We start from the raw sequence: 12,691 nt of genomic DNA on the forward strand, positions 1-12,691 counted from the left end.
CGCGGCCGATGCCGATCACCCGTCCATTGATGCGCGCAGGCAGGCGGCTGCGTGTGCATCGACCAACGAGTGACTGGCCGACGAGCTCGGCCCGGCCGATGGTGGCCGTCTGCACCGACCACAAGATCGGCTCGGCCCGTCCGGACCCTCAGGAGTCGAAGGACCCCCTACTGACCAGCGACGATGGCGAGGAGCTGGCTCAGCCTGGAGAACTTCCCGGCCACAGCACCGGCGGGGCATCGCTCCTACGTCGGCGGACTCCCGGCCAAGCCGTGCGGCCGACCACCCCGTGAGCGCGCAGCGACCCTGCCTTTGCTGGGCGCGGCGCTACGCAGGGAGGCCGAGTCGCTCGCACAGCTCCGCCGCAGGGATGCCGTACGTCTCGCGGATCGCGACGCCGTCAGGGCCAAGGTCGAACACTCCGTAGTCGCTGTAGACCTGCCTCACACACTTGACGCCGGTGAGCGGATAGGTGCACTCGGGCACCAGCTTGGGCGCTCCCGACTTGGTGAAGAGCGTCATCATCACGAAGACCTGTTTGGCGCCGATGGCCAGATCCATCGCCCCGCCGACGGCCGGGATGGCGCCTGGCTCTCCGGTGTGCCAGTTGGCCAGGCTGCCGTCGTACGCCACCTGGTAGGCGCCGAGCACGCACACGTCGAGATGGCCTCCTCGCATCATCGCGAAGCTGTCGGCGTGGTGGAAGTAGGAGCAGCCCGGCGTCTCGATCACCGGCACTTTGCCGGCATTGGTGAGGTCGGGGTCGACCTCGGTGCCGTGGGCTGCGCGGCCCATGCCGAGCATGCCGTTCTCGGTGTGCAGGACGATGCCCGCGTCGGCGGGCAGGTGGTCGGCGATCTTGGTCGGCCGGCCGATGCCGAGGTTCACATACGCGCCGGCCGGGATGTCACGGGCGATGACGGCGGCGAGCTCATCCATCGACAGGGGGTGGTCGGCCGCCATGGGCGCTTCGACCATATGGCTGGTGCTCATCGTGCTCCCTCGACGGTGTAGTGGCGGGCCTCGACCTGGACAACCCGGTCGACATAGATGCTCGGCGTGACGATCGCCTCGGGGTCTAGGCGCCCGGTCGGGACGACCTCGCTGACCTGCACGATCGTCGTCGTGGCGGCGGTGGCCATGACCGGGCCGAAGTTGCGGGCCGTCTTGCGGTAGACCAGGTTGCCCATCCCGTCGCATTGGTGGGCGCTGATGAGCGCGTAGTCTCCCTTGATCGGATACTCGAGCACGTACGTACGCCCGTCGATCTCGCGGGTTTCCTTGCCTTCGGCCAGCGGTGTGCCGACCGCCGTCGGGGAGAAGAAGGCGCCGATGCCGGCGCCGGCCGCGCGCATCCTCTCGGCCAGGCTCCCCTGCGGGACGACCTCGAGTGCGATCCTGCCCGCGTGGTACAGCTCATCGAAGACGTAGGAGTCGACCTGCCGCGGGAACGAGCAGATCACCTTACGGACCCGCCCCGCCTTGAGCAGTGCGGCCAGGCCGACCTCGCCGTTGCCGGCGTTGTTGGAGACGATGGTGAGGTCCTGCGCGCCCTGCCGGATGAGCGCGTCGATCAGGTCGAACGGCATCCCCGCCAGGCCGAAGCCGCCGACCAGGACTGTCGAGCCGTCCTGGATGCCGGCGACGGCCTCGTCACACGACTCGAGCATCCGGGTCTTGCTCACCTTCCGACCTCCGTGTTCTCCAGCACGACGGCGAGCCCCTGCCCGACACCGATGCAGATCGCTGCGACGCCGTACCGCTCTTTGCGCTCGCGCAGCACCTTCGCCAGCGTGCCCACGATCCGGCCACCCGAGGCACCCAGCGGGTGGCCGATCGCGATGGCGCCGCCCTTGGCGTTGACGATCTCCGGGTCGATCTTCCAGGCGTCGACGCAGGCGATGGACTGCACCGCGAACGCCTCGTTGAGTTCGACGGCGCCGACCTGGTCCCAGGCGATGCCGGCGCGAGCGAGAGCTCGGTTGGCCGCCTCCACCGGGGCGTAGCCGAACATCTGTGGCTCCAGCGCCATCGCGCCACGGCCCACGATCCGCGCGACCGGGTCCGAACCGATCACGTCGGCCGCACCCTCCGAGCCGAGCAGGAGCGCCGAGGCACCGTCGTTGAGCGGCGAGGCGTTCCCGGCGGTGATGGAGCCGTCTTCGCGGAAGGCCGGTTTCAGCCCTGCCAGAACCTGCACCGTCGACGTCGGTCGGATGCCTTCGTCTCGGGCCAGGTCGGTGCCCGCGACAGGCGTCACCAGGCCGTCGTAGAAGCCCGCCTCCCACGCTTCGTACGCCAGACGGTGCGAGCGGGCCGCGAACTCGTCCTGACGCTCCCGCGAGATCCCGAACCGCTCCGCGAGTTGCTCGTTGCACTCGCCCAGGCTCACCGTCCACTCAGCCGGCATTTTCGGGTTGACCAGCCGCCAGCCCAGCGTCGTCGACACCGCCGTAAGGTCCCCTGCCGGGAAGCCCCTGGCGGGCTTGGGCAGCACCCAGGGCGCCCTGGTCATCGACTCGACACCGCCGACCAGCACCACTTCGGCATCGCCCGTCTCGATCGCGCGCGAGCCGATCATCGCCGCGTCCAGTGACGAGCCACAGAGACGGTTCACGGTCGTACCCGGCACCGACACGGGCAGGCCAGCCAGCAAAGCGGCCATCCGGCCCACGTTGCGGTTCTCCTCGCCCGCACCGTTCGCGTTGCCCCACACGACGTCGTCTATCGCGGCGGGCTCCAGCTTCGGGGCTTGGGCGAGCACCGAAGTGATGGCGGAAGCTGCCAGGTCATCCGGCCGTACTGCGGCCAGGGCACCGTTGAAACGACCGAAGGGGGTCCGCGTCGCGGCGTATACGAAGGCGCTCATGTCACCGAAGTTAATGCGGCCGCCTGATATTCTGAAATACACATATCCTTGCTGATTAAGACGGTGCACATATGGATCTCCGGCACCTCCGGTACTTCGTCGCTGTCGCCGAGGAGCGTCACTTCGGGCGCGCCGCGGAGCGGCTGCACATGGCGCAACCGCCGCTGTCCCAACAGATCCGCCAGCTCGAGGCCGAACTCGGCGTGGACTTGTTTCATCGCACCACCCGGCGTGTCGACCTCACCGCGGCCGGCCGCGCCTACCTCAAGCGCGCACGGGCGATCCTCGCCGAGGTCGATGACGCCGCCCGCCTGGCTCGCCGAGTCGCGGCCGGTGCCGTCGGGCATCTCACCATCGGCTGCGTCGGCTCGGCGACATACAGCCTGTTGCCGGCGCTCTCGCGCCGGCTGTCGCTGGAGCTACCGGGGGTCGACTTCTCCTTCCGTGGCGAGATGTTGGCTCCGGACCAGGTGGAGGCATTGCGCACCGGCGCCATTGACGTCGCCCTGTTGCGACCACCCCTCGCCGATCTCTCGCTCACTGTCCGAACACTGCGCCACGACCGGCTCGTGGTCGCTGTGCCGGCCGACCATCCGCTCGCAAAACGGTCCCGGCTCCGTGCCCACGATCTGGCCGACGCCGATCTGATCATGCACTCGGCCGACCGCCGATCGGTGATGTACGGCGTTGTGCTGCGCCTGCTTCACGACGCCGGTGTCGAGCCGCACATCCGCCACGAGGTCGGCGAGACGTCCACCCTGATCACCCTGGTCGCCGGCGGCCTGGGCCTCGCGGTGGTGCCGGAACCTGCGACCGCACTGACGCTCGAAGGGGTGGTCTACCTGCCCCTGACAGGTCCCACCGCCCGCGTCGAACTCGCCGTGGCCCATCGCGCGGATCGTTCCGAACCGCACCTGGCTCGGACCGTCGAGGTCATCGAGGCGACGATCTAGACCCAGCCGAGCGCACGACGCAAGCAGCCGGATCCTCGAGCTCACCGCCACCCACGGCGGTGGTCTAGGCCTATTGCCCTGCCAGGTAGGGGACGCGGCTGGCGGGTGGTCGGCCGTTCAGCGGAGTGTGTCCGCGGTGGTGATGGTAGGTATGCAAACCCGCAACGGCATTCCGAACTGCCCCCCTCCAGGGGGAAATACCGGGGGCGCCGCCCCCCCGGTGGCGGTGTCAGACGCACCGCGTGCAGATTCTACCGGTGGTAGAATCCCCGTATGGGCAAGCCGACGAGCATCAAGACCACGGAGGCCGTGCGCGATCGACTGCGCATTCTCGCGGCGGAGCGCGGCACGACGATCACGGAACTCCTGGAGGAGCTCGCCGCAGGCGAACTCACCGAGGCCGAGCGGGCAGAACGCGCCGCTGAAGCTGCGCGGGAACTCGGGATCGACTACACCGCACAGGTCCGGGACGCAGGCCAGTCCGCCTGGGAGAAGATCCGCGCGCACCAGGGCAGCGCTGCTGCGTGAGTCTGACAGCCGTCTTGGATCACACCGCCCTGATCGCCCTGTACCGGGCAGACCACTTCTTCACCGGCCTGTACATCGAGGCCTCACGGGGCACCGGGCGCGTACTCGTTCCGTCGCTGTCCATACTGGCCGCCGAGCGCCAGACCCCTGGTTCCGGAACACATGCCGCAACGCTCCGCTTCGCCGAGCGAGTGCCGTTCACCTCGAACCATGCCCTGGATGCCATGGCCTGGCCGGACGCCGAGTGGTCGGTAGCCCACCCTGCAGCAATCGCCTGGCAAGGCGCCAAAGCGGGTGACCCCGTCACCGTCCTGTCACTCGATCCTCAGCTGTATGCGGGCACCGGAATCATTCCGCTGAATCCCAAAGAGTAACGCCGAGCGGATACCGCCAGTGGGACTGCTGGAGCAGCCCGGCACTCACGTGATCTCACTACCCGGGCTTGAAGCGGACCCGGTCCGGGCCGCCCGGACCGTCGCGAACCGACCGGACGTGATGACGCCCCAGTCCGCCTCCTACTCGGCCGCGACGCCGTCCAGCACGCCGGCACCGCCGCACAGGCACTCGCCGAGTCCGACGAGAAGGACCGCCCGGTCTCCGAGTACGTCTGGGACTGACCACTCCCCACACCGGTCGGTCCGCTGCCCACCCGCGATCTCCGATTACCGTGTGCCGCCTGTCGGCTGGGGTGGTGTCGGAGAGCCGTCGTCCTGAGCTCGCCTGGCGGCGAGTTCGGCCAGCGCGGGCGGCAGCCGGGTGGATTCGTCGATGCGGGCGTCCGTGAGTTGTTCCTCGGTGAGTCCGTCACAGTTCCGGAGGTCGGCTCCGGTGAGGTCGGCTCCCTTCAGAACCGCTCCTGAGACTCCCGCGCCGCGCAGGTCTGCCCGGTGGAGCAGGGCGCCGTCGAGGCGGGCTCCGTGGAGGGCGGCCTGTCTGAGGTCCGCGAAGTTGAGAACGGCGCCTTGGAGGCGGCTGCCGCGCAGGTCGGCACTGCGCAGGTCCGCGTGGGTGAGGAACACCCGGTCAAGGCGCGGTGCGCCATCGAACTCGAAGCCGCGCAGGAGCAGCCCGCACAGAGCGGCGTCGCGGAGGTCGATTCTGCGTGGCTCGTGGCGCTCCGGGCGGCGAGCGAGCACATCCACCGCGGCCTGGACATCGGGCGATGGCTGCGTTCCCTGCGGGAGCGACGGTCGGCCGGCATTCCGGGTTTCCGGCAGTGTCAGGTCGGCTGCGGGTGCCGGATCGGGGCGCGTGCGGTGCCGTACGAACGCGGCCAGGACGCTCACGACAGCCGCATGCTCATGAGGCGACTCGGACAGCACATGTTCAAGGCCGTACACCCCGCCCAGGCGCAGTTCCATCGTGTCCGAGGCCAGGTGCTGGATGGCCGTGCGGAACCGCTCCGTCACCTGGCCCCGCCGGGAGAGCAGGTAGTTGCGCGCCGTGTAGAAAAGACCGGCGAAGACAGTTGCCCCCGTCACCGTGGCAAGCACGGTCTGCCGAACCGCATTCACCGCGTCGGCCCGCTCTTTGCCCCGCAGCGAGCTCACGGTGTCGCCCGCCACCAGCCAGGAGACCGGCCCAAGCACCAGCAGTACGGCGCCCAGGACACCCACCACGACAATCCCGCCCCAGGCCACCGGCCGCCACCGGCGCCACCACACTCGCCAGCGGGCCCTCCGAGCCCCTTCAGCGCTCAAGCTTCCCCCACCGCCATCAGCAGACCGCGAACTCGTAGCTTACGGATATTCTCTCCGCGCCAAACCCGGCGGCTCTGCGCGCTGACCCAAGCTCGCCCGTACGCGACAACCACGGGAGCAGAGCCGTAGCCGACCACGAACCTATAGCCGGCCAAGTGCCGACGTCACAACCGTCAGCCTTCGGAACTACTCGCCTGGGGCATGGCCGACGATTCCGTCAATCGGCGGTCAGTCTCTGCGGAGGACGGGAACCGATACGGCATCTGCGCACGACTGCGGCTCAGTAAGATCCACCGCATGCCCTGGATACGACGGCGTGCGCGCCAAGCCCAGCCTCCTGAGGACCGCCTGCCCGACCTTGAGTTCCTCGCCCTCGTGAATGCAAGCCTTGAGGAGTTCGCCCCCGGCGTGACACGGGGCACCGAACTCAAGGGCAACTCGCTGAGCAGCCCACGCGGATGGGCAGTGGTCATGGCTCCTCCCGGCCATGGAGGCGGCCACCATTACGACCTCGTCGCACTGCCGGACGCAAGTATCCAGCCGGATGTGCCTTGCTTCATGGACTGCGTCGTGGCGATGTCCGGCGATCCCCGCAAGGCGGCCGACGCATGGGTGCAGACCGCGGGCGCGTGCATGCTTGAACTTCTGGACCCACGCGGGCACTTCGCGGACCACGCGGACCCCGATCACGAGCGCGGCGTCCCCGGCTGGCACTCGATCATCTCCGGCGCAGTCGGCTTCGGACTCGACGCCGCCGAGAACCGGCGCTTGCAGACTGCTCTTCTCAATGCGAACGTGCTCCATCGCATCGCGGGTACCTTCACCGCCGATCTCGAATCGCCGTTCTTCAACGGGGTCAAGGTCTTCTACGGCGGGCGCCCTGGCGCGATGGAGGTTGAGATCCGGGTCAACGGGGAGCGCCACGAAACCGCCTCGGCCGCGATGGCGACGCTGAACCTGCCCGAGCCCACAGTGTTCACGGCTGTTCGCTACTACGCACTGTTGCTCCCGGTGCCGACTGACCCCGGAGAGCCGCCCCACCCTCCCCGTCGGCGCGCCTCGACGCCGAGATGACCGAGCGCCTCGACTAGGTGGTCGCCAGGCTGGGGCTGGCGGATCATGTGACTACTAGGCTGCGACGATGGAACGCGTAACCGACGGCCCGTGAGTCTCGCCCCGTCTGCAGTTCCGGCCGAGGCCAATGACTACGACAGTTTCGCCGAGGCGTACTCGGCGGAGAACGAGAACAACCGACCGATCTGAGTGAACCGGTCCGCCGCCATCGCCCCACGGCGGATTCCCGCGCCGTAGCCGCTCATCGCACCCGCGCGTATGAGTCAAGCGCGGGGGCGAGGGCCGCGACCTCACCGCAGGAACAGGAGACGGCTGGTGCCGGCGGATGAGGAAAGGGGCGCGGGTTTCATGCCGTCAGCTGACGCGGCGGGCTGACGAAGCAGTCGGCCACGCTCCCCGACCTGCAGCACGATCGGGCAACAGGCTCGCCGTACTGCCGCAGCCCCCTTGGTCAGACCGCATCGACCACACCAGCTCACCCCTTGAGGTCCCGGGCGAGGTCATGCGGCGCTGTGCGGGTGCATCTGAGCGGCGATCGCCGGGGTGTCGAGGTCGCGGGCCATCAGGGTCACACCGGCCGCGAGGCCTCCGCCCGCGCCGGCGCCGGCGATCCGGGCGGGGTCGATGCCGGGACGGTGATCCCTTGGCCTCGAGGTCGCGGACTCGGCGGCTCGTCAGCCATCAAATCGGCCCAGCCGTGACGCCCGCCTCCGCGGCCTTCCTTGCTTGTCGCGTGCCGATCGGGGGTCAAGGCGTCCTGGTAGAGCCAGGCTGGTGAACGGTTGGAGACGGGGCGGGGGCTGGTGTCCCACGGGTGTCACGGAAGGGCAACCACTCCATCCGCGGGGCCGGGTGAGGCCGGCGAGGAGCCGCATCATGGTGCCGGCGGATAACGACAAGGGGGGTACGGGGCAATGGAATTCACGGTCGAGCGGACGATGAGAAGACGCGGGGCGCGGTGGATGGGCTGGGGGCTCGTCGCGTTGACGGGCGCGCTCGCGTGGCTGTTCGGCTCCTTGGGCGGCACCGTTCAGGGCCCGGCGTTGGTGGGGGCCCTGTCTGTGGTGGCGGTCTGGTACGGGTGGTATGAGCTGCGCAAGGCGCGGCGGCCGTTCCGGCTGCGGATCGACGGCTTCGGGATCACGCTGCACGACGCCGCACTGTCCTGGGAGCAGATCGACGCGGTCGCCCTGTGGCACGACCGCGCGGCGGATAGCGACACCACGCCGCCCGACCCGCGGCTGCTGCTCTGGACGACGCCGGGCGTGACGCTGCCGCGCAAAAAGGATCGCACCTGGGACGGCCGGAACCGCTACACCCTGGTGAACTGCGCGGACCTTGACCAGAGTGTCTCGCAGCTCACCGCTGCGCTCGCCGAGCACGGCCGCGCCCACTTCGAGACGGCGCCGCGCGCTGTACGGCCGCCGATCCCGGTGACCATCGCCGGGCCCGAACTGAGCGTCCCCGGCGGGGAGCGGATCTTCACGGCCGACCAGGGCGCCGGCCGGCGGACGGTCGTCTGGACGGTGCTGGCGCTTCTGTGCAGCGCGGTGTTCGTGTTGCTCAACCTGTACCTGATCTACCACCCCGAGCAGGCCGACTACGAAGCCGGCCCCGGGATCCCCGTCACGGTGGCGGCTCTCAGCGCGCTCGTCTTCTGGATCCAGGCGCGCTTCTCCTACGTCCGCTGGCGCAAGCCGTTGCGGCTGCGGATCGGCGCGGCAGGCATCGGCATGCGCGAGGTGTCCGGTGAGGAGAGGTACTTCCAGTGGGCGCAGATAGCCACCGTCACGGTCGGGCCGCAGCACGGCTTCGCCCCCCACCCCTGCCTCACGGTGTGGCCCCTGCCGGGCACTCACGCCCACGACCATCCCAGCCACCTGTCCGACGGTCACCGGGCCTACGTCCTGGACCGGCTGGACCGGTTCCCGGGGGGCGCGGAGGCAGTCGTGCCGGTGCTGCGGGCGTACGCGGGCGAGCGGTACGCCGCGACGGCGTGACCGCCCGCGGAAAAGGAGTTCCGTCCCCTCGGGACGGCCGGGCATGCCTGGTCGGCCTGCTCAGTCGGCACGCTTCAAGTCTGTGCTGTTCCACGAAGCGACGGCCATCTGAGCGCGTCTGATCCGCTCACGCGGCACATCGCTCCGGGCCCGGAGTGCCGGGGAAAAGACAGACCCTGGATGGGCGTCGCCACCACGTCGCCGACGAAGCAGTCAACAGGGTGAACGTGCCTGGTGCCGTGTTACGCCCCAGAAATGCGGCGGCCGCCTCGGCGATCGGAGCCGCGGTCGCCGCTGCCGGCAGCGCCGGTTACGCCACTGGGCGCCGCCCCGACCACCTTGCCGGACGCAGCACCGGCCGCGGCCGGGCGATCGGCACTGCCCGCCCGCCCCGGGCGCTGTGGGCTGGGGCCCTGTGATGAGGATGGCTCGGGTCCCGGTGCGGGTCGGTTGCGGGCGGACATGGTGTTCGGCTCGCCGGCGGTCCGGTCTGCCACGCCATGAGGTGGGCCACGCCTCCGGCGGCCACGCAGTCGGAACGGTGGTTCCACGCGGGGTCCTCCGTGATGAGGTCGGCCTGCGGGACCGCATGGCAGAGCCGGAAACGGGTGTTCAGCAGTCGTCAGTTGGCTGGTCATTCGTAAGTCGGCGATTTTGCGGCTGGACGGCTGGGCCTCGCCTTTCGGAGTGAACCTCCGTCCGGGTGACTTGTTGCGCACCCTGACGAAGTAACGGCCGACAGATATCGGGGCGTTGGACGGCGCTGACGGATCACCACGGTCGAGGCCGAGTGGCGACTCGGCGGTCACCGAATCAAACTGGAGCGCATGGTTTCATGATCGCAGATGGAGGACGACCTCGTGGCTTCTGGACTCTCGTCCCGGCCATTTCTGAACGCGGGGGCACGGACCGGCCACCGGCCGAGGGGTGCCGAGTTTCTTCGAGGAGCGTGAAATGGTGGAGAAGTCTGGCGATGTCGCGACAACAGGCCCGGACAAGCCGGCGGTCGTCGGGTCCGGCAGCCCAGACCCGACGGCGCAGGGCACTGACACCGAGGGGAAACTCGCCGAAGTTCTGGCAGACCTTGTGTCCATCGAACGGGTTTCGGCCGAAAGCCACTTCTTCGACGACCTTGGCGCCAATTCCTTGGTCATGGCTCAGTTCTGCGCGCGCATCAGGAAGCGTTCGGATCTGCCGTCGGCGTCCATGAAGGACATCTACCGGTACCCGACGATCCGAAGCCTGGCCGCAGGTCTCACGGCGACCACACCCTCCCCTGTCGAGACAGCGCAGCTGTCGCAGCCGGTTCCGGTGACACCGCCGGCACCGGTGAACTCGGGGAACACGCTGGATTATGTTCTGTGCGGAACGCTCCAGTTGACGGCCTTCCTGGCCTATTCCTTCGTCACCGGACTTGTCGCCGCTCAAGGCTACGAGTGGATCGCCAACGGTTCGGGGCTTGTCGACATCTATCTACGGTCCGTCACGTTCGGCGGCATCGCATTCATCGCGATGATCACGTTCCCGATCGCGGCCAAATGGATCCTCATCGGGCGCTGGAAGTCCCATGAGTTCCCCGTCTGGAGTCCGACCTATCTGCGCTTCTGGATCGTCAAGGTACTGCTCCACGCCAACCCGATGATCTTCTTCGTCGGGAATCCGCTGTACGTGCTGTACCTGCGGGCGCTCGGCGCGCGAATCGGCAAGGGAGTCACGATCCTTTCCCGCCAAGTCCCGGTCTGCACCGACCTGCTCACGATCGGCGCCGGTACGGTCATCCGCAAGGACTCGTACTTCCTCTGCTACCGCGCGCACGCCGGACGCATCCAGACCGGTCGGGTCACCCTCGGCCGGGACGTCTACATCGGCGAGAAGACCGTACTCGACATCGGCACCACGATGGGCGACGGAGCTCAGCTCGGACACGCATCCGCCCTGTATCGCGGCCAGGTGATTCCGGACGGCGAGCGGCACCACGGAGTCCCGGCACAGCCCACGGAGATCAACTATGTGAGGGTGGCGCCGGCCGAGTGTGGCACCATGCGTCGCACCGGCTTCAGCCTCGCCACCGTGCTTCAGCTCTTCCTGTTGTACATTCCGCTGGGCGTCGGCGGCGTGTACATGCTGTTCGACCAGATTCCGACGCTGGGCGACCGGCTGAACCCGGACACGAATGACATCCCGGCCACGGAGCTCCTCGTCGACGCACTGGTCGTGTCCGCCGTGCTGTTCTTCGGCTTCGTCGTCATGGGCCTCGCCGCTCAGTACACCCTTCCGCGCCTGGCGGCTCTGGCGATCAAGCCCGACAAGGCCTATCCCCTCTACGGCTTCCATTACGGTGCGCACCAAGCGATTGCGCGCTTCACGAACATCAAGTTCTTCGCCTGGCTCTTCGGCGACAGCTCGTATATCGTCCACTATCTTCGCGGCCTCGGATACGACTTGTCCCGGGTCGAGCAGACCGGGTCCAACTTCGGCACAGATGTGCGCCATGAGTCCCCGTACCTGGTATCCGTGGGCAGTGGCACGATGGTGGCCGACGGGCTCTCCATCGTCAATGCGGAGTACTCGAGTACGTCCTTCAAGGTGTCCCGGGCCACTATCGGCGCGCACAACTTCCTTGGCAACCACATCGCCTATCCCGCAGGCGGCAGGACCGGTGAGAACTGCCTGCTGGCAACCAAGGTGATGGTTCCCCTCGACGGCGAGATCCGCGAGGGAGTCGGACTACTCGGCTCGCCGCCCTTCGAGATCCCCCGAACGGTGGAACGCGACTCCCGCTTCGACCATATGAGCACCGGGGACGAACTACGCCGCAACCTGTCCGCGAAAAACCGCTACAACCTCCGTTCGATGGCTTTCCATCTGTCCCTGCGGTGGCTGCACACTTTCGTCCTCACGGCCTTCGGTCTGGTTTCACTCCGTCTGTACGGCGTCATCGGGCATGTGGTGATCGCCACCTACCTGGCACTCACTCTCACTTTCACCACCGTCTACTTCGTCCTGATCGAGCGCTGCATCGCGTCGTTCCGCCCGCTGCGCCCCCAGTTGTGCTCCATCTATGACCCTTACTTCTGGTGGCACGAGCGTCTGTGGAAGGTGCCGGACGAATACCTCAACGTTTTCAACGGCACGCCCTTCAAGAACATCGTCTCGCGGCTGCTCGGTGTGCGGATCGGCCGCCGAGTCTTCGACGACGGCTGCTACGTGACCGAGCGGACGCTCACCACCATCGGAGACGACTGCATGCTCAATGCGGGGACCAAGATCCAGTGTCATTCGCAGGAGGACGGCACCTTCAAGTCCGACCACAGCACCCTCGGCGCAGGCTGCACCCTCGGAGTCGGCGCCCTTGTGCACTACAGCGTGACAATGGGTGACGGCGTCGTACTGGCGCCCGACTCCTTCCTCATGAAAGGCGAAGAAGTCCCCTCGCACGCACGCTGGGGTGGAAACCCCGCGGCTCAGATGCCGGATACTCCCGGGGGGACCCGCGGCATCGGCCCGGCGCCGGCGGCAGCTACGTCCTCGGCGGGCGACGCCGCGACGGAGAATTGAGGAAGGCCG

10 protein-coding genes and 1 pseudogene are annotated in these 12,691 nt (G+C 68.2%); 6 read left to right on the top strand and 5 right to left on the bottom strand.

Annotated features, from left to right (window positions below):
• Positions 1–327 precede the first annotated feature (327 nt).
• Genes ABZ904_RS33235 through ABZ904_RS33245 form a run of 3 tightly spaced genes read right to left on the bottom strand, consistent with a single transcriptional unit; the run spans position 328 to position 2,869 of the window.
• The gene (locus tag ABZ904_RS33235) at positions 328–993 is read right to left on the bottom strand and encodes a CoA-transferase (protein WP_359403082.1); all 666 of its coding nucleotides are present in this window, start codon (positions 991–993) and stop codon (positions 328–330) included.
• The gene (locus tag ABZ904_RS33240) at positions 990–1,670 is read right to left on the bottom strand and encodes a 3-oxoacid CoA-transferase subunit A (protein WP_360999100.1); all 681 of its coding nucleotides are present in this window, start codon (positions 1,668–1,670) and stop codon (positions 990–992) included. Before ABZ904_RS33240 ends, ABZ904_RS33235 begins: the two co-directional genes overlap by 4 nt.
• Positions 1,671–1,681: 11 nt before the next feature.
• A complete protein-coding gene (locus ABZ904_RS33245) occupies positions 1,682–2,869 on the bottom strand; it encodes a thiolase family protein (RefSeq protein WP_361827515.1) in 1,188 nt (395 codons plus the stop codon).
• A 71-nt stretch (positions 2,870–2,940) separates the two neighbouring features.
• Here ABZ904_RS33245 and ABZ904_RS33250 point away from each other — a divergent pair, with 71 nt between their 5' ends.
• The 3 genes from ABZ904_RS33250 to ABZ904_RS33260 all read left to right on the top strand — a co-directional run bounded on the left by ABZ904_RS33250 (position 2,941) and on the right by ABZ904_RS33260 (position 4,724).
• Positions 2,941–3,822 carry a LysR family transcriptional regulator gene (locus ABZ904_RS33250; protein WP_361827518.1) on the top strand — a complete coding sequence of 294 codons (882 nt, stop codon included), beginning with the start codon at positions 2,941–2,943 and terminating at the stop codon, positions 3,820–3,822.
• Positions 3,823–4,095: 273 nt separating this feature from the next.
• Positions 4,096–4,350, top strand: coding sequence for a hypothetical protein (locus ABZ904_RS33255; protein ID WP_360999062.1), 255 nt, complete (start codon positions 4,096–4,098; stop codon positions 4,348–4,350).
• Positions 4,347–4,724: a PIN domain-containing protein gene (locus tag ABZ904_RS33260; RefSeq protein ID WP_360999064.1), complete on the top strand. Its 378-nt coding sequence runs from the start codon at positions 4,347–4,349 to the stop codon at positions 4,722–4,724. The genes ABZ904_RS33255 and ABZ904_RS33260 overlap by 4 nt, the downstream gene beginning before the upstream one ends.
• A 288-nt stretch (positions 4,725–5,012) precedes the next feature.
• Here the strand turns inward: ABZ904_RS33260 and ABZ904_RS33265 are convergent, their stop codons facing one another.
• The gene (locus ABZ904_RS33265) at positions 5,013–6,050 is read right to left on the bottom strand and encodes a pentapeptide repeat-containing protein (protein WP_360999066.1); all 1,038 of its coding nucleotides are present in this window, start codon (positions 6,048–6,050) and stop codon (positions 5,013–5,015) included.
• A 297-nt stretch (positions 6,051–6,347) separates the two neighbouring features.
• Between ABZ904_RS33265 and ABZ904_RS33270 the strand changes: the two genes are divergently transcribed.
• A complete protein-coding gene (locus ABZ904_RS33270) occupies positions 6,348–7,124 on the top strand; it encodes a DUF6348 family protein (protein WP_361827523.1) in 777 nt (258 codons plus the stop codon).
• A gap of 521 nt (positions 7,125–7,645) precedes the next feature.
• On the opposite strand, the pseudogene ABZ904_RS33275 reads toward ABZ904_RS33270, so the two are convergent.
• A pseudogene (locus ABZ904_RS33275) lies at positions 7,646–7,753 on the bottom strand (alpha/beta hydrolase); the annotation flags it as partial.
• Between the two features lie 285 nt (positions 7,754–8,038).
• Here ABZ904_RS33275 and ABZ904_RS33280 point away from each other — a divergent pair.
• Entirely contained in the window at positions 8,039–9,124 is a 1,086-nt protein-coding gene (locus tag ABZ904_RS33280; protein ID WP_360999070.1) for a hypothetical protein, read from the top strand.
• A gap of 954 nt (positions 9,125–10,078) precedes the next feature.
• A complete protein-coding gene (locus ABZ904_RS33285; RefSeq protein ID WP_360999072.1) occupies positions 10,079–12,682 on the top strand; it encodes a Pls/PosA family non-ribosomal peptide synthetase in 2,604 nt (867 codons plus the stop codon).
• Positions 12,683–12,691 lie beyond the last annotated feature (9 nt).

The organism is Streptomyces sp. NPDC046900, from assembly GCF_040644975.1.
Lineage (GTDB): Bacteria > Actinomycetota > Actinomycetes > Streptomycetales > Streptomycetaceae > Streptomyces.

Coding starts and splice junctions, on each gene's coding strand:
- ABZ904_RS33240 (WP_360999100.1), bottom strand. CDS start 1,670: ATGCTCGAGTCGTGTGACGAGGCCGTCGCCGGCATCCAGGACGGCTCG.
- ABZ904_RS33235 (WP_359403082.1), bottom strand. CDS start 993: ATGAGCACCAGCCATATGGTCGAAGCGCCCATGGCGGCCGACCACCCC.
- ABZ904_RS33285 (WP_360999072.1), top strand. CDS start 10,079: ATGGTGGAGAAGTCTGGCGATGTCGCGACAACAGGCCCGGACAAGCCG.
- ABZ904_RS33280 (WP_360999070.1), top strand. CDS start 8,039: ATGGAATTCACGGTCGAGCGGACGATGAGAAGACGCGGGGCGCGGTGG.
- ABZ904_RS33250 (WP_361827518.1), top strand. CDS start 2,941: ATGGATCTCCGGCACCTCCGGTACTTCGTCGCTGTCGCCGAGGAGCGT.
- ABZ904_RS33245 (WP_361827515.1), bottom strand. CDS start 2,869: ATGAGCGCCTTCGTATACGCCGCGACGCGGACCCCCTTCGGTCGTTTC.
- ABZ904_RS33270 (WP_361827523.1), top strand. CDS start 6,348: ATGCCCTGGATACGACGGCGTGCGCGCCAAGCCCAGCCTCCTGAGGAC.
- ABZ904_RS33255 (WP_360999062.1), top strand. CDS start 4,096: ATGGGCAAGCCGACGAGCATCAAGACCACGGAGGCCGTGCGCGATCGA.